This window comes from Oribacterium asaccharolyticum ACB7 (genome assembly GCF_000238075.1).
GTDB classification, from domain to species: domain Bacteria; phylum Bacillota; class Clostridia; order Lachnospirales; family Lachnospiraceae; genus Oribacterium; species Oribacterium asaccharolyticum.
Window position 1 is genome coordinate 572,654 of record NZ_JH414504.1, and the last position, 19,361, is coordinate 592,014.

Below are 19,361 nucleotides of genomic sequence, written 5' to 3' on the forward strand. Positions count from 1 at the left end.
GTTTCAGCAATTATGATTGTTTCCACATGAAGAAACTAAAAGGCGGAAGGGTAAAAGAATCATTAAGGAAGAGTGTTTCCCCACTTAGTAAGTCCGTAACTTCGCAATTTCCCATACCGTGAAACTGCGCCTGATACGCCTGTTCATCCGCATTAAGGCTCACCCATATCCGCTCTCTCTCAAACTCTCTTTGGAAAACGAGCTGTCTATTGGTCAGTACTATACTTTTGTAGTCTCCATAAACCAAAGCTTTATGTTCTTTATGAAGCTTCGCAAGAGAGGAAATTAAATCGGTGAGTTCGTTCCACAGCGGCTCCGAAAGCGCAGGACGAAGGGCATCATCACTGCCATTTTCCTTAACTCCGCTAATCCCCCACTCACCGCAATAGTAGATACAGGGAATCCCCGGCATGGTAAAGAGCATGGTGCATAAGAGGGGCAAATGTCGTTTGTCCTTTAAGATACTTGCCACCCTCGTCACATCGTGGTTCTCCGCAAAGGTAAGCAAGTGCATTCCCCTGTAAATAGGATTATCCTTTCCAAATTGCCGATTCAGCGCATAGTTAATTTCAAAGAGATTCAAATCATTAAAGCTGGAATACAGCCCTTTATAGCACTCATAATTCGTGCAGCTATGAAGCATAGCATCATTGACAATCCTTTTATAGTCCCCAAAAAGAATTTCTCCGAGGAGCAGGAAATCCGGCTTTATCGAGTCACAAAAATGCCGAAGCTCCCGCATGAAGTTTTCATTTAAACAATAAGCCACATCCAGCCGCAAACCGTCAATCTGAAACTCTTCCATCCAAGCCTTTATGCAGGAAAAAAGATACTCTTTCACCTTTGGATTATCGAGATTCAGCTTTACAAGCTCAAAATGCCCTTCCCAGCCCTCGTAGGAGAAGCCGTCATTGTAGCAGGAATTTCCATCAAAATGAATGTAGAACCAGTCCTTGTATTCCGAATCCCAACGCTTTTCGAGCACGTCTTGAAAAGCCCAAAAGCCTCGTCCCACATGGTTAAAAACACCGTCCAGAACAATTCGGATCCCATTTTCCTTGAGAATCTTACAAACTTCGGAAAAATCTGCATTGCTTCCCAGACGACAGTCTATCTTTCGATAATCTCTCGTATCATAGCCATGCCGGTCCGACTCAAAGACGGGCGAAAAATAAACGGCATCCACATGAAGACGTTTAAGATGGGGAATCCACTCTGTAACTTTCCTGATTCTCGGAACAAACACCCCGTCATTTTCCTTCGGAGCGCCGCAAAAGCCTAAGGGATAGATTTGATAAAAAATGCTGTTATCGGACCACATGTGATTTTTCCTTCTTTAAAATGGCACTAATAATTTTGATTCAATATAAAACAGTAATGGAAAACTGCCGCAAATTCAATCGCAAATTTTCACGGTTGAATTTACGGCTAAAAAAAAATAGTAAATATTTTCAAAATCAGAATAAATATCCATGCTTTACAAAAGCTAAAACATAAAAACCCATTTTTCTTTAGAAAGTAAAGCTTCTTTTTTATCTATTACTACGGTTTTAAATAAGTGCAACTAGAGTTAATCGTTCCTTTCCAGCTATATTGGGAGCGTGAAGTGCAAGGTATCTTTCTCCACTGAATGTTTCAAAAATCATCCCGTGTCCACCAAAAGAAAATTCCGGTTGATTTTGATGTTTCCAAGGTCCCTCTAATTTGCCGTTCATACTCTCAGCAATCTCTATAGCATATCCACATTTTGCAAAACTTGACCAAAGCATTTTTAGCCTACCCTTATCATGAAACAAAAATGGACCATCTGTTACATAATTTTTACCGCTTGTAATAATTACATCTCCTGTATCCGCAACACTCCATGGGGCATCCGTAGCATGAAATAGAGTGAAAGGTTCTCCAATTGCAGTTGATAAATCATCTGACAGTCTTATTGCACAAATCGCTCCATCTTGAATTTGTGTCCATTCATGAGAAAAAACAAGCCACGGACTGTTTTCTTCAATAAAAAGTGTTCCATCCAAACAATCCCAATCCTCAGGCGTAACCGGTCCTGATGAAATTGGACTATATGGACCTGTAACTGCTGTGGATTTAAATATCTGTACACCGCGATGTTTTCCATCTGCATAAAAGCTTGCAATTAAATACCATGCATTTCGATAGTAATGAATCTCCGGGGCCCAAAAATTTTTTACCCCCCAAAACCCTTTTGGTGGGTAAAAAACAAATTCAGGTTCAGCCCATAACTTTAAATCTCTACTTCGATATACTTGAAATCCTTCTCCTTTTCCATTCCAAGGGTCCTTATCCGTTGTACCGAACAAATAGTATAGCATGGATGTATGATCCGCCACTATAAATGGATCTCGAATTCTAATAAGATCTGTAGGAATTGTAAACAATGTTTGCGTCCCAAATTGTTGTGTCATAAGCATTATCCCCTCCTTCATCAACGCGAAACGAGAGTATATCTCCACGGCTAACATCGAATGCAAAATCATAAGATAAACCGACATTATCATTATAAGGGATTGTACGCCAACCATCTTGAGGCCATACCAAGGTGTTATTCTTCCATATGCTTACCGTAACTCCATCGCCACCAAGTGTACTATATTTTCTTACATTTCCATCAATTTGAACTGTGCCTGCATAAGGAGCTTCCCATTCAAGCATAGATTGATCTGTATCGGGATGTATATATAATGTATTATTGTACATCCAAATTGCATCATAATTATGACTTCCACGCCAATGATAACTGCCGTCACTATTCCAGATCATATTTTCATTGCCAATTCCATTAGTCCACGTGCGATAAAACCATTGATTCCTCCCTTGATATCCTTCCGAAAACTCAAGTGCTGCATTATGAACATTAGCTCCGAATGGTCCATTTTTTTCCTGGGTTATAATTCCATTTCTACAAAAACGAACTCTTTTAGTATATTTATTCGTCTTAAAAAGTGGACTATCTAAATCAATTATGCTTCCGTTAACTTTAATATTATCAAATAATATATCCGAAACCGTATGTCTTGAATCTCTACCGAAAAGTTGAATCACGTTGCTTCCATCTGAATATGATACAATATTACGATAAGTTATTCTTGAGAAACTACCATTCCAATTCCAGTTACCTTTCATGCTACCAAACCAAAAGTCATTGGGCATCGTAACAGAAATTAACTGCTTACCTTTCTCTAAACGAATATCTTCATAAGTTATATTAGAAATATTCGTTGCATTTAGTGCGCAAATGTTAAGTGCAGACCTCTCTTTAAACTGGTCTGGATATGTAAGATCATCATAATTATAAAGTATATCTATATTTTTAAATTGAATATTATCATAATAAGCAGCAACTGTTTCTGCTCCAATCCCTAGTGCATTATTTGTATCACACCAAACCTGTGTATTATAAACTGATATTGCATAATTCGCTTGAGTAATTGCAGGATTTTCGGCAACATTATAACCATAATTCCCTGTTCCTTTTATTGCTATACTATCATCACAAGAGCGAATAAACATATGGTTGAACGTCACATTATGACTATTACCAATATCAAATCCATCTGAGCACGCATATTTGGGATTAATTATTTTTACATTATTAACAGATATATTTCCGCATTTCCACATAAATGCACTCCACGAGGCTGCATTTCTCAATATGGTAATATCTTGTATGGTAACATGATTGCTATTTTTTAATGTTAAGGCAACGCTATCATATTCATCACTTGTTGTAAAATCGTCAAGAATTATTCCATGTCCACAAATTTTAACATCAGTTGCATCCGAAATAAGTACCCTACCTCGCAGGACTGCGCCAGCATCCAAATACAATATCTTTCCACTTTCAATCTGAAGTGGAGGCAGAGATGAATAGTCATAATATCCTGGTCCAAAATAAATTATATTATCGTCATTTTTTTTAATTGTATTATTCTTTTGCTGCTGCGCAAAAATATGAAGCGTATTTCCATGAAAATCTTCATCAAAAACTATTGTTACATTTTGAGGAAAAGGCATAGTAAATGTTAGATGATTTCCATTTATTATACATTGAATATCTGCATCTCTTGGAAGAATTCTTGCAGAAGAAAATGAAAAATTTGTAGTTACAGTAATGCCTACAGAATCCACAGATGAAAATTCACAACAGGCAACTTCATTATTCCATGCATTTAATCCAACTTTATAAGTGTCTATAACTTCCCCCTCTACAAGCACAGAAAACAAAGATGACTTGTATTTTTCAGGTAGATCTTTCGGCATGGTATAATCATTTATAACTATAGCTGCTTCAGCCACAAAGGAAATGCAGAAAGCAGATAATATTGTAGTTAACAATAATTTGAAAAAACTTTTCATTAAATTACCTCCCCATTAATTTCGTGCAATTTAACATAGGTAGCTTGATCTAAATGTCTATAGATATTGCTTCTCGTTTGCCTTACTAAATCGGGTAATGTAAAAATATTGTCAAAATATATCTTTTTAATACAATTTATTTTTGAATAACCAGAAAGGTAAATTAAATAATTTTCCGGCATTGAAATCCGATCAAAAGTAATATCATGTATTTGTCCTGCTTTTCTATCTTTTGACCATTTATCAAGCGTAATCATGCAACAAATAGCATAATTGCTTTCTTGACGTATACGTATATCTCGAAAGGTAATATGATGTACCTCCGCAGCATCACAGATATAGATTGCTAAAGCCCCTACCTCGACTGTCCAGTCTGCCATACTTTGTACTACATCACAATCTTCAAATACTGCATTATAGATATTTGAACGAGATTCTCCCGATACACCAAAGGCTCGAACCTTATCGTTCCATACTATACAACGCTGAACTAAAATGTCATGTGTTTCCAGCTGTGAAGTGCACGCCATACTTTTTAGGCTTACTGCATCGTCACCTGTGCGAAGAAAGCAGTTTTTAACTACCGCATACTGCGTATCAACCAAATCGATTCCATCACTGTTTTCACGGTAAGCTATCATTCGAACTTTATCGACATAAATATTTTTGCATCCAAAAAATGGAAGTGTCCAATGAGCTGCACCGATGAAAATAACATCAGAAATAGATATATTTTCGCAACTAGTAAATACCATACTGCGACGTGCATGCCAATTTAGTGATGTCAAATCTACCATACCGGCACCAAAAACATGAATGTTCTTTTGTCCATTAGAAAAAATAAAATCCTGATAATTCGTTTTTCCTGCCCAATCTCTCTCTTCCAAAATAGTATCCAATTTATCCGGTTGCTCCGGAACGATAAGTGCCCCGGGCGAAAGATAGAGAGTCTGTCCACTTTTCAATTCTAATGTGCGAATATGATGAATTCCCGGCTCAAAAAACAAAACACTTTCATCTTCCGGATCCGGAGCTTTGCTCGGATCATCAGCTCTAAAAATTGCCAAAGGATGCATCGTGCCACCGTTCGTCTCTATAAGAACATTATTTATTTCCGGAACTGAAAATATAATTGTATTGTTCTCAAGCAAAGGATTAATATGTAGTGATTCAGGTAGAATTTCCGCATTCCATAAGGGTGAAAAAGAGATAGCTTTTATTTCTAAGGCAGAAAATGGGATTACGACAAAGCTCTGAGGGCCGTTATGTGTAACTGGTGTGTCATAGACTGTAAGTTCTATCCCATCAGCCAAAATACGCCAATATGACGATTGAACAAGTCCTGATGGCCATGCACTTTGCGCATCTGCACACCGTGTACGGAAGTTACGGCAGTTTTCAGCGCAGGAAAAGGATTCCAAAGGTTCCATAGATTGTATTCTCATTAAATCACCCCTTTACTGCACCGGATGTCATACCTGACATAATCTGCTTTTGTGCACTAAAATATAATATTACGATAGGAAGTGAAACGAGAACCACGTCAGTAAAAACTAAGTTCCAATCAGAACTATGAGTGCTAAAAAAATTATAGATGGTAAGTGGCAATGTATAATTTTCTGATGTATTTAAAAAATAAATTGTCGTCCCAAAATCGTTCCATATATTCATAAATGTTAATATAAACAAAGTTACAGTCATAGGTTTAAGTAGCGGAAATATCACGAAAAAAAATAAGGATAAAGAATCACAGCCATCTAATATCGCAGCTTCATCGATATCTCGGCTTATACTTTTTAGAGCTCCAATATATAAAAAAATGCCTAGAGGTATATTGGCTGCTGTCAAAACCGCTGCTGCACCGAAAAATGTTTTTAAATGCAAAAAACTACAAAGCATATAGGTTGGGATAATCTGTCCCGGTACTATTAAACCTATGACGAAAAATGTTATGAGCTTCTTGCTTAATTTTGTTCCCCTTCGTTGCAATATAAAGGCAGCAATTGCAGAAACTAAAATTATCAGAAGTACGGAAAGACAAGTAACAAAACAGCTGTTGCGGAAAGCATGTAGGATACCACTTGACATGACAACACTATAGTTTTCCCGGAAGTTCCATTGTTTCGGAAATTCCAATCCAAGCTCTGCTGACTCCTTTTTTGTCTTAAATGAATTTAAAATAATCATTATAAAAGGCACAAGCATAAATAGACTTAATATAAGACCTAAAGCTGAGCGAAACATATCACTGTATTTTTTCATAACTCAACCTCCTTCCCAGATAAGAAGCGGTTGGTTGGTAACGCAATTAATAATACAAAGATTGTCAAAATCATACTTGCCGCACATCCTCTTCCATAATTTCCGCTACTAAATGAGGAGTATATTAAGGTCCCAAACACAGACGTTGCATTTCCGGGCCCTCCATTTGTCAAAGACTGAACAATATCAAATACTTTTAGCCCGCCAACTATACTGATTACAACTGCATTATTAAAGGACGGCATAATAAGGGGTAATGTTATGAAATAAAACTTTTGCTGGCGATTGGCGCCATCCAATTCCGCAGCCTCATAGTATGTTGAATCAATTGCTTGGAGTCCTGCAAGAAGAATCACCATCGTATAGCCGGTCCATTTCCAAATTTCTACAAACGCACATGAGAAAATAGCAATTTTCGGATTAGTCAGCCAATTTTGTGTAAACGTTTCAAGTCCAATTCCTGTCAATGTTCGATTGATGAGTCCAATCGGATGCATCATAGAGCGAAAGACTAATCCAACAGCGACATTATTCAGTACAGCAGGCAAAAAAAATACTGTCCTCATATAATTTACGCCACGAAAACGATTATTAACTAAAAGTGCCAACGACATACCTAATGCAAGCTTACCGAGTGTAGTAAAAACAGCAAAAAGTAATGTATTTTTGATTGCAACACTGAAATAGGGGTTACGTAAAACTGTTGCATAGTTTTCAATCCCGGCAAATATAAAAGTAGAAATCTTGAATGTTTTAATATTAAAAAACGATAGTAAGAATCCCGATGCTGCCGGAATCACATATAGAATCGTATAGGCAAGAAATGCAGGTATTACTAGCGAATAGGGATAAGGACTTTTTATTTTATGTCTACTTAAATTTTTTTGTTTCAAGTGAACGTCTCCTTTTTGAGTATATGAATAAATGGAGTGCATGCACTCCATTTATTCATATATATTCAACAACTATAAATAATTATTTCCAGTTTAAATCATTAGCAGCTTTCGCATTATCGGCAGTATCACTATCCAACAACTCTATAACTTGATTAATATCCATGCCTCCGGCAAGATAATCTTGCAAATGAATATGATAATCCCCATAATGATAAACATTACCGTTCTGCCATACTTCCATACTATTTCCTTTTAGCATTTCATCATAAAGAGTCTGATACGCCTCGGGTAGCTCACAGCTTACCTTCTTATTGAGATAAATACCAGGCTGTGCAGTAGCATAAATCTGCTGTGCCTCAGAAGAAGCTAGAAAATTTAAAACTTTTTCGCCAAGTACCTGATCCTTACAGGATGTTGTCATTACTATTGATCCGGGCATTGATGAACAAGTATAATTTTTCTTGTACAAAGGAAGTATAAATGATCCTATCTTATTAGCAGCTTGGGGATATTTTCCCGCTATCTCATCGTAAACCCAAGTACCATTACAATACATAGCTGCAGTTCCCTCAGCAAGTGCAGTCTGTGCCATATCATAGGTATCCGAAAGAAAACTACTGTTTACATAGCCTTTATCAATCATCTCTTTGGACATAATAATAGCATTCTTAAAATTGATTGCTTCAGAATAATGGCGTTTATTGGTATTCATTTCATCCCAAAAATCAGTATAACTTAAACCACTTTTTTCAACGTCTTCATTAAATCCAAAGTGTGTTATACATTGTAGCGTCCACGTATCTGCACCGGAATAATATAACGGTGTTACTCCAATGACCTTAAGCTTTTCGCAACAGTCAAGGAATTCTTCCCAATTTGTTGGAACGGTATTGATACCGGCAGCTGCAAAAACATCCTTGTTGTAGAAAATTCCAACCAAGGAAGTGGAATCCATTGGTACAGCATAAAGTTGATCGTTGTAGATATAGTGGCCTTCTTTTAATTGGTCCTGACTGTACTCTGATATATCCACATTCTGAAGCGGAACAATATGATCAAGAACACCCGCATTATGGTCCAACCACTTTGGACCGTAGGTCTGAAGTAAATCAGGTAAATCTCCCGTTGCAAATTTTGCACGAACGAGTTCTTCACCTTCACCGCCTCCTGCAATGATGTCAATCTTTAGACGGAAGCCAAGTTCTTCCGCATGTTCATCAATATAAGCACTTAACGCTTCCCAACCTGACTTATACCAGTCTGTAAATGTCAACATTGTAACTGTAGGAATCTCAGCAAGTTCTTCCGAGTGTGATGTTTTTTCGTTATTTCCTTCATTCATTACAGTGCTTTCCTGCGAGGTGTTTTTTTCTTGTTTTACACCACAAGCAATTAACGACATAAACATGACGAGTGTCAACAGTAATGCAAGAATTTTTCTCATGGTATTCCTCCTTTTTAGCTATTTGACAGCTTTTCTCTTATGAATTTATTATATTCGGAGAAATTTTTTAAAAATTGGATTCTTTTTTGAAATAACTGTACTTTTTAATACAATAATTAATGTTGCAAGAGTCTTTTATGATGCAAAGTCAAATTATAACTTCTGTTTATACCTGTTTCTGCGTTTTTCGATATAATTTCGGTGTCATTCCAGTGCATCTTTTAAAGGCTCTTGCGAAATAGGCGTCGTCGTGAAATCCACTCAATCTTGACACATCTTTATTGCTGTATCCTCCAGTATTCAGTAGCTCTTTTGCCTTTTCAATTCTATAGGAACAAAGATAATCTGCGAAGCCGGTATCAAGATCTTCACGAAATAAACGGCTTAGATAAGCCGCGCTAATGCCAATTAATTCTGCGACATAGGTTTGTGAAATGTCTTCCGCGTAATGCCTTCGGATTAACCCAATTGCTTGTTCAACATATGGTGAATCCGGACATTTCTTCTTATCTGCGCCCTCAAATGCAAGATCATTTAAATTCTTGAACCATTTTAACGCCATATTCAAATTTCTAAAGCTATTAAATACTCTTTGTGGTTCTTCCGACTGATAAAATTTTGAAAGATCTATTCCTCGTTCAATCCACGCACGGCTAAGTATACTGAGCAAATCCAGCATAAAATTCTTAAACATATCAGATGTCGGACGCATTCTGGAAAGCTCTTCAAAGACTTCTTTCAAAATTTCCTGAGTCTGTACAGAATAATTCTGACGTATAGATGCCACCAGTTGTTTTTCACGTGTGGCATCAAATACGGAAAAAATATCAAAGGGTTGAGATGTCTCTTCTAAAGATACCGTATCCGAAAAAAAACGACTGTCATACTTTTGTTCTGCAGATAAATAAGAATTAGGAACCTGTACCGCAGTTGTTACCGTTTGCCCCATATAAAACTCTACAGATAGATTCAAATAACTTTGTAGACAAGTGCGGATTCGGGCAAATACTTCATGACATTTTTCGAGCCTCATCAAGCTACTATTTATTCCATCATAACAAATTAAAAATACATATTTATCATCAGAGACATGACAGCAAATTCCTGAATGATAATCTTGTAAAACTTCATCAACTATATTTAAGATTGAATTCTCCAGTAAATATGAAGCGATCATATTACATTTCCGTGGCTCAACCTGCATAAGAATCACTGATATATTTCTAAGTCCCAGTTTTAATTCCAGGACTTCTACATGTGATGCAATTTCCTCTTCACTACGAAACCCGCCGGATATCAGCTTCATCATAAAATTACGCTTTAGAGCCATCTGGCTATCAACAGAATTGTCTTCAAGCACATGGGTTCTTTGCATTTGCTTCTCTACTGAGCTTAACATTTGTTCCAATACCGATGTATTTAATTCATGCTTTAGAATATAATCAACAGCTCCATTTTTTAATGCTTTCCGTACATAATCCAACTCATCATATCCGCTTAACATTACCAGTAAAATATTCGGGTATTTTTCTAGGATAGCTTCCTGTAGTTCAAGTCCATCCATATTAGGCATACGAATATCAGAAATCACAAGATCAGGTCTTAAAGATAATATTAATTGTACAGCCTGCTCACCATCAGTTGCTTCACCCACTATAGAAAAACCCCGTTTTCTACACATTGAAGATGTTTCAATTAACCGCTTGAGATTGGATCTTACAAGAAAATCATCATCCACAATTAATATTCGCATCAAGATTAACCTCCCTTTCCAATAGTTCCGGCAAAATCAATTCTACCGATGTCAGTAACTGTTCACCCGATAAAATTCGAATATCTGCTTCATCACCGAAAAGTAGCTGCAGTCGCCGAGTAATATTTTGAAGTCCAATATGCTTGGAAATTCCCCCACAGTATTTCTGATTATTAAGTAACTCAGGCGGAAATCCAGGTCCACTATTTCTCACTAAAATATGCAATTTTTCTTGTTCTAAAAATATGAGAACCTGCAAGATTCCAAGCTTTTTAGACTTTGCAATTCCATACTGTAAAGCATTTTCAACAATAGGTTGCACAAGAAGTTTTGGCACAAAACGATTTTTTGCTTCGTCTTCAATCGAAATTCTATATGAAAATTTACCCGCATAACGATATTTCTGGATTTGCAGGTAATCCAGTAAATAATTTTCTTCTTCAGCAACGCTTATTAGTTTTCGTATATCCAAGTTAAGGTGTATCATACGAGAAAGTGCATCTGTAACAGTTTGAATATTTTCAACACCTTGCATAATAGAAAGCACTTTAATGGTATGCAAAGTATTATAAAGAAAGTGTGGATTTATTTGCATAGAAAGCATTGATATTTCAGATGTTCGTTTTTCCTCTTCTGCTTTGCGAATATTCACAATTAAAGTTCGTAGGCGTACAAGCATTGCACTGATACGCTGATAAAGTTTCCCAACCTCATCCTTTTTACTAATTCTAACTTCAAGTTCCAGTGTTTCGTCACTAATTTTCTCCACTGCTTTTGTCAACTTTCGTAAATCTTTTGTCATATAGTATGACAAGACAAATGCAATGGCTGCAAAAAGTACTGTACATATAGTAACAAGTAAAAGCATACGATTACGTACTTGCAAAAAGCCTGATATAACCGTATTTTGACTAACAACTCCTACTATTTGCCAAGGTGTTGTCCTTGAAGTCGTATAAACAACCAAGCAATCTACATCTCCAATTTTATCTGTATAGCTTCCATGCCCGTGAGGAATAGAAGCTTGAAAGTGATCTAATATTAAATTATCCGATTTCTTAGGTACATAGATAGCTTCTCCCGTATCCTGATCGAATACATACAATACATAACCTTGCATTTCTTGAATATCAAAAATGGTTTCTAAAAGGCTACTTTTTACATCCGCTTTAATTACCCCAATAATTGTACCGTTATTGAACACCGGACGGACAATAGAAAAAACATAACTACTATGAGGGGAGGGGCGCTTACTTGTATATGCATGCGGGGCCAGATAGATTACATCCTCTTTTCCACTTTGTATCTGAGAAAACCACTCGGTTTGAGAAACTTCATCATAAGGTGTAGTAATTCCATAAGTACAAACTCGTCCATCAAAACCATAAATTGAAATACCACTAATGTATGCTTTGAAATTACATCGATTAAAGAGATAGTTACGCGCTTGCTGGAATGATAAAAACCGTACATTGGCTTCCTGCGCAGTAAGGAACTGAACAATACAGTTATTCTGAGAAGAATGAACCTTATTAGAAATAAATGCAGTTGTGTAGTCAATTTCACGAAGGTTTTCATCGAAAGTCTCATTTAATGTTTCTATAAGCGAATCTAAATGAGTTTGGGCAGTTTCAATCGCCTCTCGGGTAAAACTTCTATACCAGGCAAACGTATTAACTGCACAAAAAAATAACAATAATATGAGCATAATAGCAAGAATCTTTGAGGTAAAACTGTGGAAAACCTTCATATACTATATCCACCTTTCAGCCCATCTTAAATATTATATATAATTATATATTACTTTCTGAAACAACTAGAGAATTTAAACTTTATACATGATATAAGTTAAATATATTAATCACCAACAAACTTGTTTTAGAATATTACTGCTTTTAATTTTCATGAAGTCTATTCTTCTTTTGGATATTTGTCGAAATATTTTTTAATTTATCTCCCGGAAATTGAAATATTTAAAACTATGTATAATAAGATGATAATAAGAGAAAAGTCTTCAAAAAAGTACAGTTTTCTTCTTGTTGAAGTCAGTTATGATAGAAATATCAATCTATACAGGAGGAATTTTTTATTATGGGAATTTTACAACGAATTTGGAATGGTACATTTGTCTATCAAGAACCTATATGTTTCTCCACTAATGTAAAAAACCAACCAATTGGTGGGTCTCTACTCTATTTTCCAGATAAGATTTTGTCCGTTACCTCTTTTGATGGTAGCGTATATTACGAAGCAAATCAGGACTATGTTGTCATAGGAAAAACTATACTAAGAACAGAGACATCACAAATTCCATTTATAGATAGAAAAATTTATTGCAAGCCATTTACCGGTATATCAGAAACTGCTTGGGTCCGGCTCCCCGGTGAAAAAGAATACATTGATGTTGTATCAGATATTTACCAGTGGCAAGTGCTTGTAACTTATACTCATAAAACTGCTTGGAATGGTTTTAAACCGGAAAGTAGATTAGAGCAGCTTCCTAAAAGCGTAAAAAAGCTCTGTGCAGGTGGAGACTTTCAACTTGTTTTCTATGGCGATAGCATTACTGCCGGCTGGGAGTCAAGTGGTTGTAACGAACATGTTATTGATATGGTAACAATTGAAAAATATCATGCTTCAATCTGGCATGCTCCCTATCAACCATCATGGGCAGAACTGGTTACAAATGAATTACAAAATTGCTACCCTAAAAGCAATATACTCAAAACAAATTGCTCAGCCGGAGGCGCTAATATGCAATGGGGACTACAGCATACCGAAGAACTTGTAAATCCACATAAGCCTGATCTGCTTATTCTTGGTTTTGGAATGAATAGCATGCAGGAGCACGCGGACGATTATCAAGATACAATTATGTCAATTATTCAAATCGTGCGTAAGAAAAATCCGGACTGTGAATTTATACTTGTCTCACCAATGATTCCTAATCCGGATATCTTGAGTTTTCAAAACAATCAGCTACTAGATCAACAAAAAGCTTTATATAAGATTTCCGATAATATTGATGGAGTTTGTGTTGCACCTGTACATTCTGTATTTCAAGAACTAATTGCACACGGAAAGAATTATTTAGAATTAACCGGTAATTGTATCAATCATCCAAATGATTTTTCTGTCCGCATTTATGCTCAAACTATCTTGGAAGTCTTGAATCCAAATGCAGATACTAATACCTTACTCCCTCAAAATGATAAACAAAACTGAATGATAGGAATATATAGTTTAGCTTTCGCTTTACAGATATCATTGAATCAATAAATAAAGTTATACAGACTCCTTCCGGATTAAAAATTAGCAATTGAAAACAGCTGTAAATTCAATCGCAAAATTTTACGGTTGAATTTACGGTTGAAAAAAATCGATAAAATTGCTTTTCGATTGCATCGTATTTAAGATTGACTCTGTTTTGTAATGTTTTGTAAGAAGCTCTTTCCCTTTTTCGATTTATAATACAGAAGAAAAAGAAAGAAAGATAAAAAAGTACAAGAGGGAGAGAAAATGAAAAAGAATCTTTTAAAGCATACACTGGTCATCGCAGCATTATCCGCTCTATCCATTACCGCCTGCGCAAACAAAACTGCTAAGGAAAGCAGCACAGTGAGTCCCACGGAAACTGCAAAGGAAAGCAGTTCCGTAAATTCCGGTGAAGCAGAGAAAGAAAGCCTGAATGCTGATTCCGAAGAAACAGAAAAAGAAAACAGTAATCCAAAGTCTACTGAATCCGAGTCAGCAAAAGAAGGAGAAAAAGAACAGGCTGAAAACAAGTCCAATTCACCACTCGTGGGGGCTTATAACACGAATCTCGTAAGTTTCTCTCTGAAGGATAACCCGGATGCCATGAATGCCTTCGAAGCGGCATTTCCAAATGGCTATAACTATACCCATTATGAGCCCATAGCCCTGCTGGGCACCCAAGTTGTTTCCGGCACAAACTACCTTTACCTATGTAAGAGTACTTGGACGGATTATCAGGAAAATGTCTCCTTTGTACTTTTACAGATTTATCAAGACCTTTCCGGAAAGTCCGAGGTTATGGGAAGCGCCATCCTCTTCCCCACCGAAGAATCCAGAGAGGAGGGAGAAGATTACATTGACAATACCGGCTCCTATCTCCCGGAAAATATTCCGGCAATCCAAAATGCCTTTAATGAGGCCGTAAAGGATAACGAAAATGTATCCTATATTCCCCTAGCCTATATCGGTAAACACAGCCAGGAAGGGAAGCCCGAAGAAGACGTGATTTTCACCGCCAAGAAGTCAAAGGGAAAAGACGCCAAAGCAAACTATGAGCTCCTTTACATCGGAAAAGATAAGGACGGAAAAGCAAAGCTTGTAAAAAGTGAGGATGTAGAATTTCCGGATTTTTAATAATGGGATTTCAAGTGTGTTTCTTTACAATATAAAACTGTAAAATAAAGGACGGTGAATTACAGACGAAAAAATGGAGGATGGAAAGCTATATTTTTTTCCTTAGAAATGACTATTCAAGGGAACATGGAAATCATTACAGCTTCTTCATCATCCAGTATGCATCCATGTAAGACCCGTCCGCAAACTTCATATTATCCGGAAAGGCACCATACTTCTCAAATCCCAGTTTTTCATACAAATGAATGGCATCTTTGTTCTCTGCCATCACTTCCAGCTCCGCCTGCTCGTATCCGACATTTTTTGCAAGATCGAGAACAATCTGCAGCATCACTTTTCCAATCCCGCATCCGCAGTATTCTTTGTATAAAGCTATGGCGACTTCGCACCTATGACTGTATCTCTTGTACAGAGCAATGCTCATAAGAGAACAGTTCCCGATATGCTTTCCATCCATAAACGCAAGAAGCATAAGCTCACGATCTGCATCTATCTTGTCCCGAATAAACTGTTCTTCTTTTGTCTTTGTTATGGTGATTTCTTCCGGCTCTCTGACGAGATAAGGCGTCTCGGCACTCGTTATCTTTAAATATTGGATCAGATCCTCCGAATCTTCCGGTCTCGCGTTTCTGAATACGATAGTCCTACCAAGCTTATCTTTCATAGATTTTTCTTCAAATACCATTTTCATCCTCCAAAAAATATGGCGAGGGTCATTTTACAGCACTTAACAACTTTACCAACCGGTTCTGTATGCTTTCTTAATCACCTGTAATTCATACTTCACATTTTTTAATCCACCCATGGAACTTCTTCCTTTTTAATCTTATGACAGTATACAAATCAATCCTGTGGCACGCAAGGCTATTGCTCCAGCCAAATCAGGGAGAATAAAAACAGACACAGCTAAAAAAATCGATAAAATAGAAAAAATGCCTGCACGTTTCCGCGCAGACATTTCACCTATTCTTGTCCTCTTAATGAGGAGAAAAAAATCAAAATAATTGAGTATTTTTGATTTTTTACAGTCTCATTTTTTACAGTTCCTCCGGATGGCTCTTAAAATACTGACGGAAATGTTCTTTTACCTCTGTCATATCCGTTACCGCTTCCAGGGTTCCCACATAGTTCTGCTCCTTGTCCCGAACAGCCATATAGCGCACCAGGAAGGGCTTTCCGCCTTTCTCCATCCAGATAGGTACTTCATCTTCCTTTCCATCCCGGAAGTTTCCGATAATCATACGCACCATCGGTTCCACTTTGGGAGGATGGCAGGAAAATACTTCTCGGTCAATGGCCATTTGCGGGCGTTTAAAGACCTTTGTCCCTTCATTAAAGAAACGGTTAATATTGTCCTTATCCACAAAGGTAATCTCCACCGGAAGGGTATTTAACATGGCGATCAGCTCATTTTTCTTTAAATGTCCACCAGGCATGATGATTTCTCCATCGCTTGCAGAAGGGGACTCTTCTCTATTTCCGGATTTCCCTTCCAAGGATTCTACCCTGCGAAGCAGGTCTTCTAGCATTTTTCCTGCTTCCTGAGGAAGTGCAGCATTGTGAAAATCTCCGAAATGTTCTTCAGAAGCTTCTTTCCCGGATTTTTCTCTTTCCGATTCTCCTGCAGCTTCGACTGCCCTCCATTTTTCCGGAGTATTTCCGTTTTCTTCCGCTTCCTTCCAAGTTTCATTTTCAACGGAAAAACAAGCTTCATAGTCTTTGGAATCGAAGTAAATCTGTATCCACTCCTCTTTTTGAAACTGCAGGGCGCACATGGGGAAGAGAATATTTTCCTCCTTATAAATCATCTCCTCCATACGGTTCCGTACAGCAAGATAATTCTTTAAGAAAAAGCTATTTAGGATGCTTTCCGCAATCTCCGCTTTGCTTCTACTGTACTCTTCTTCCTCATCATCCAAATCTTCTCCGGTGTTCTTGAGCGCTCTCACGCCATTGCTCTTCTCGCTAAGCTCCCTTTTCAGTTCTCCCAGAGTATCTCGAATCTCGTCATCCACTGTCCACATGACTTGAGAAGGACCGGAAATGTCGTATTTCACCTTTAAAAGGGGATAGAGAAGGTCTCCCTTCTTCGCATAATGCACAGTAAAGGAACGGAGTTTTGCAAGCTCCTCTGAAAATGCAGACAGCAAAGCTTCCCAATCCGGCGCTCCTTGTATTCCCTCTGATCCTTGTGCGCATTTTACTTCTTCTGATTTTTCTACTTTTTCTGCTTTATTTTTTCCACCGACTTTTCCGGAAAGGCTTTCTACCAAGCTTTCCCATCTTGCCTTCGTGCTCTCCAAATACTTCCCAAGAGCCTGATTTTCCTTGGTAAATGTTGCAAGAGGATGTCCGGGAATCTGAATCAAGGCATCCGCCTCTAAGCTTTTATTGATGTAATTTTTCTCCTCTTTCCCTGCCTGATTCTTTAAAGAAGCCTGTACGGCTCTTTCCGCATTGGCAATCTTCTCCTCCCGGGTATCTCCATGGAAGAGAGCAGAATGCACATCACAAAGCTTCTGTACTTTCGAAAGAGGCATGCCGGACTCCATAAGTCCCTGCTCCGCCTTCATAATTTCCGCGGGATCTACATCCTTAAAATCCCGAACAAAATCTGCACGCACAGACTCCAGATCCTCCCCCTCGGACAGACGATCCAAAAGAGAACGCAAGGCTTCTGCACGATCTTCCGGGGCTTTAGTCGCCTCCGCTGAATCAGTTGCCTTAGCTATCTTGGCTTCCTCAGCTGAATCGGCAGCCTTAGCTATCTTGGCTGCCTCAGCTGAATCAGCTGATTCAGCAGGAAAGGGCTTCCCGCAATCCGTAATCTCAAATCCCTTTTCCCGGAATGCACGAACAATCTGCTCCATAGGAATCTTCTTCATCTGAGAACCCTTCTTCAGGTTCATAATCCGACCTACTGAAGCCAGCATGGCAGGATTCTTAATTTCCGTGAATCCTAAATCAGCCATGATGTCGGCAACTTCCGGATACTCCTTTACAAGGGATGCAACACTTTTATCCAAATCCAAAATCTTATCCATTTTCTTCTCCTTCCAATTCCACTGATTTCTTCTGACATTCTATGAGTTAAATTTGATTTTTACTTGCCGAGTAGAATCAGCTCAGTTTTACGATATTAGTCTGATGGGTATACTATGTTTCTTGTTAGTATATTCTAATTATCATTTAAAAAGAAAATGATTTTGTTGCTTATGCAACAAATAGAATAATATCTTATATCTTCAACTGAAGTTGATCTCATTGATAAACATTAGATAACAATTGAAAATAAAAGTAAAGACAGAAATTTCTTGCAACATTCAAACTGTCTATTCCAAGAAAATTTCTGTCTTTCATATGATCCGAAAACTATTTCACTACCGATACCTGCTCCGGAGTAAATTCAATCTTAAGAATCATTCCCATTCCTTTTGCCAAGCGCTGAAGCGTTCTAATAGAGGGATTGGCACTACCACGTTCCAGTTTGCTAATATCTCCTTGTGCAATACCGGTTATCTCTGCAAGCTCTTTTTGTGTCATTCCGGATTTCTTTCTGGCATCAATCATAGCCTGAATAACTGTATGTTCCGGTTGAAGAGCTTCATATTCTTTTCGAATTTCAGGATCCTGAAGTTGTTCCTGAAGAAAATCATCAAACTTTCTACTCATTGTATGATTCCTTTCTATCCATATAATCTGCTCGATATTTTTTCGCTTTCTCAATTTCATTTCGAGGAGTTTTTTGTGTCTTTTTAATGAATGCATTTGTAAGAATGATATGTTGATCTACATAAAAGAAATACATAATCCTTGAAATATTATTTCCCAATTTTATTCGCAATTCAAAAATACCATCCTCTAGAGCTTTTGAATAAGGTTCACGTAATTGGTATCCGTTGTCTTGTAAAAGCTGAATCATGTCAAGGGTTTTAGCAATAAATTTTTTCTCCTGTGAAAGAATAAATTCCCTCGCCGGTTGAATCCCATTTTTTGTCTCATAAAATTCTACTTCAAACTTCATTCCAAACTCCTAATAAAATAATATAGTTTTTATCCTATATTGTCAAGTGAATAAATTTTCTTAAACTATAGATAATCAATCAAGCTCTAAATTCCTGATTTTCACAACAATTGACATTTTTCTACTATATGATATCGTTTCCATATAGTTCTATAATTCTTTAATTCTTCGCTTCCATGCAAAACTCAAGAGCTTTTTCATCAGGAA

At 37.3% G+C, this 19,361-nt stretch carries 15 protein-coding genes; 2 read left to right on the forward strand and 13 right to left on the reverse strand.

All coding sequences use genetic code 11. The features are described 5' to 3' along the window. Positions 1-10: 10 nt before the first annotated feature. From HMPREF9624_RS02615 to HMPREF9624_RS02655, 9 genes are all read right to left on the reverse strand, one after another. A complete protein-coding gene (locus tag HMPREF9624_RS02615; protein WP_009536411.1) occupies positions 11-1,321 on the reverse strand; it encodes an alpha-amylase family glycosyl hydrolase in 1,311 nt (436 codons plus the stop codon). A gap of 229 nt (positions 1,322-1,550) precedes the next feature. Further along, positions 1,551-2,441, reverse strand: coding sequence for a glycoside hydrolase family 43 protein (locus HMPREF9624_RS02620; protein ID WP_009536412.1), 891 nt, complete (start codon positions 2,439-2,441; stop codon positions 1,551-1,553). Further along, entirely contained in the window at positions 2,380-4,386 is a 2,007-nt protein-coding gene (locus HMPREF9624_RS02625; protein WP_009536413.1) for a glycosyl hydrolase family 28 protein, read from the reverse strand. The genes HMPREF9624_RS02620 and HMPREF9624_RS02625 overlap by 62 nt, the downstream gene beginning before the upstream one ends. Continuing rightward, entirely contained in the window at positions 4,386-5,831 is a 1,446-nt protein-coding gene (locus tag HMPREF9624_RS02630) for a glycosyl hydrolase family 28 protein (protein ID WP_036594558.1), read from the reverse strand. Before HMPREF9624_RS02630 ends, HMPREF9624_RS02625 begins: the two co-directional genes overlap by 1 nt. Before the next feature lie 4 nt (positions 5,832-5,835). Beyond that, the gene (locus HMPREF9624_RS02635) at positions 5,836-6,648 is read right to left on the reverse strand and encodes a carbohydrate ABC transporter permease (RefSeq protein ID WP_009536415.1); all 813 of its coding nucleotides are present in this window, start codon (positions 6,646-6,648) and stop codon (positions 5,836-5,838) included. Further along, positions 6,645-7,541, reverse strand: coding sequence for a carbohydrate ABC transporter permease (locus HMPREF9624_RS02640; protein WP_009536416.1), 897 nt, complete (start codon positions 7,539-7,541; stop codon positions 6,645-6,647). The genes HMPREF9624_RS02635 and HMPREF9624_RS02640 overlap by 4 nt, the downstream gene beginning before the upstream one ends. Before the next feature lie 82 nt (positions 7,542-7,623). Beyond that, positions 7,624-8,988, reverse strand: coding sequence for an ABC transporter substrate-binding protein (locus tag HMPREF9624_RS02645; RefSeq protein ID WP_009536417.1), 1,365 nt, complete (start codon positions 8,986-8,988; stop codon positions 7,624-7,626). Positions 8,989-9,154: 166 nt separating this feature from the next. Next, the gene (locus tag HMPREF9624_RS02650; protein ID WP_009536418.1) at positions 9,155-10,741 is read right to left on the reverse strand and encodes a response regulator transcription factor; all 1,587 of its coding nucleotides are present in this window, start codon (positions 10,739-10,741) and stop codon (positions 9,155-9,157) included. Next, the gene (locus HMPREF9624_RS02655; RefSeq protein ID WP_009536419.1) at positions 10,719-12,491 is read right to left on the reverse strand and encodes a cache domain-containing sensor histidine kinase; all 1,773 of its coding nucleotides are present in this window, start codon (positions 12,489-12,491) and stop codon (positions 10,719-10,721) included. Before HMPREF9624_RS02655 ends, HMPREF9624_RS02650 begins: the two co-directional genes overlap by 23 nt. 341 nt (positions 12,492-12,832) lie before the next feature. On the opposite strand from HMPREF9624_RS02655, the gene HMPREF9624_RS02660 reads away from it, so the two are divergent. Next, positions 12,833-13,966 (forward strand): SGNH/GDSL hydrolase family protein, encoded by a 1,134-nt coding sequence (locus HMPREF9624_RS02660; protein ID WP_009536420.1) that lies wholly within the window; start codon positions 12,833-12,835, stop codon positions 13,964-13,966. Between the two features lie 294 nt (positions 13,967-14,260). Further along, the gene (locus tag HMPREF9624_RS02665) at positions 14,261-15,130 is read left to right on the forward strand and encodes a hypothetical protein (RefSeq protein ID WP_009536421.1); all 870 of its coding nucleotides are present in this window, start codon (positions 14,261-14,263) and stop codon (positions 15,128-15,130) included. A gap of 136 nt (positions 15,131-15,266) precedes the next feature. On the opposite strand, the gene HMPREF9624_RS02670 is transcribed toward HMPREF9624_RS02665, so the two are convergent. The 4 genes from HMPREF9624_RS02670 to HMPREF9624_RS02685 all read right to left on the reverse strand — a co-directional run bounded on the left by HMPREF9624_RS02670 (position 15,267) and on the right by HMPREF9624_RS02685 (position 19,154). After that, on the reverse strand, positions 15,267-15,815 hold the full coding sequence (locus HMPREF9624_RS02670) for a GNAT family N-acetyltransferase (protein ID WP_009536422.1): 549 nt from the start codon (positions 15,813-15,815) through the stop codon (positions 15,267-15,269). A gap of 352 nt (positions 15,816-16,167) precedes the next feature. Beyond that, the gene (locus tag HMPREF9624_RS02675; protein WP_009536423.1) at positions 16,168-18,174 is read right to left on the reverse strand and encodes a DUF438 domain-containing protein; all 2,007 of its coding nucleotides are present in this window, start codon (positions 18,172-18,174) and stop codon (positions 16,168-16,170) included. A 328-nt stretch (positions 18,175-18,502) separates the two neighbouring features. Continuing rightward, complete coding sequence (locus HMPREF9624_RS02680; RefSeq protein ID WP_009534416.1) at positions 18,503-18,802, reverse strand: helix-turn-helix domain-containing protein; 300 nt, start codon at positions 18,800-18,802, stop codon at positions 18,503-18,505. Then, positions 18,795-19,154 (reverse strand): type II toxin-antitoxin system RelE/ParE family toxin, encoded by a 360-nt coding sequence (locus tag HMPREF9624_RS02685; protein ID WP_009536424.1) that lies wholly within the window; start codon positions 19,152-19,154, stop codon positions 18,795-18,797. The genes HMPREF9624_RS02680 and HMPREF9624_RS02685 overlap by 8 nt, the downstream gene beginning before the upstream one ends. Between the last annotated feature and the right edge of the window lie 207 nt (positions 19,155-19,361).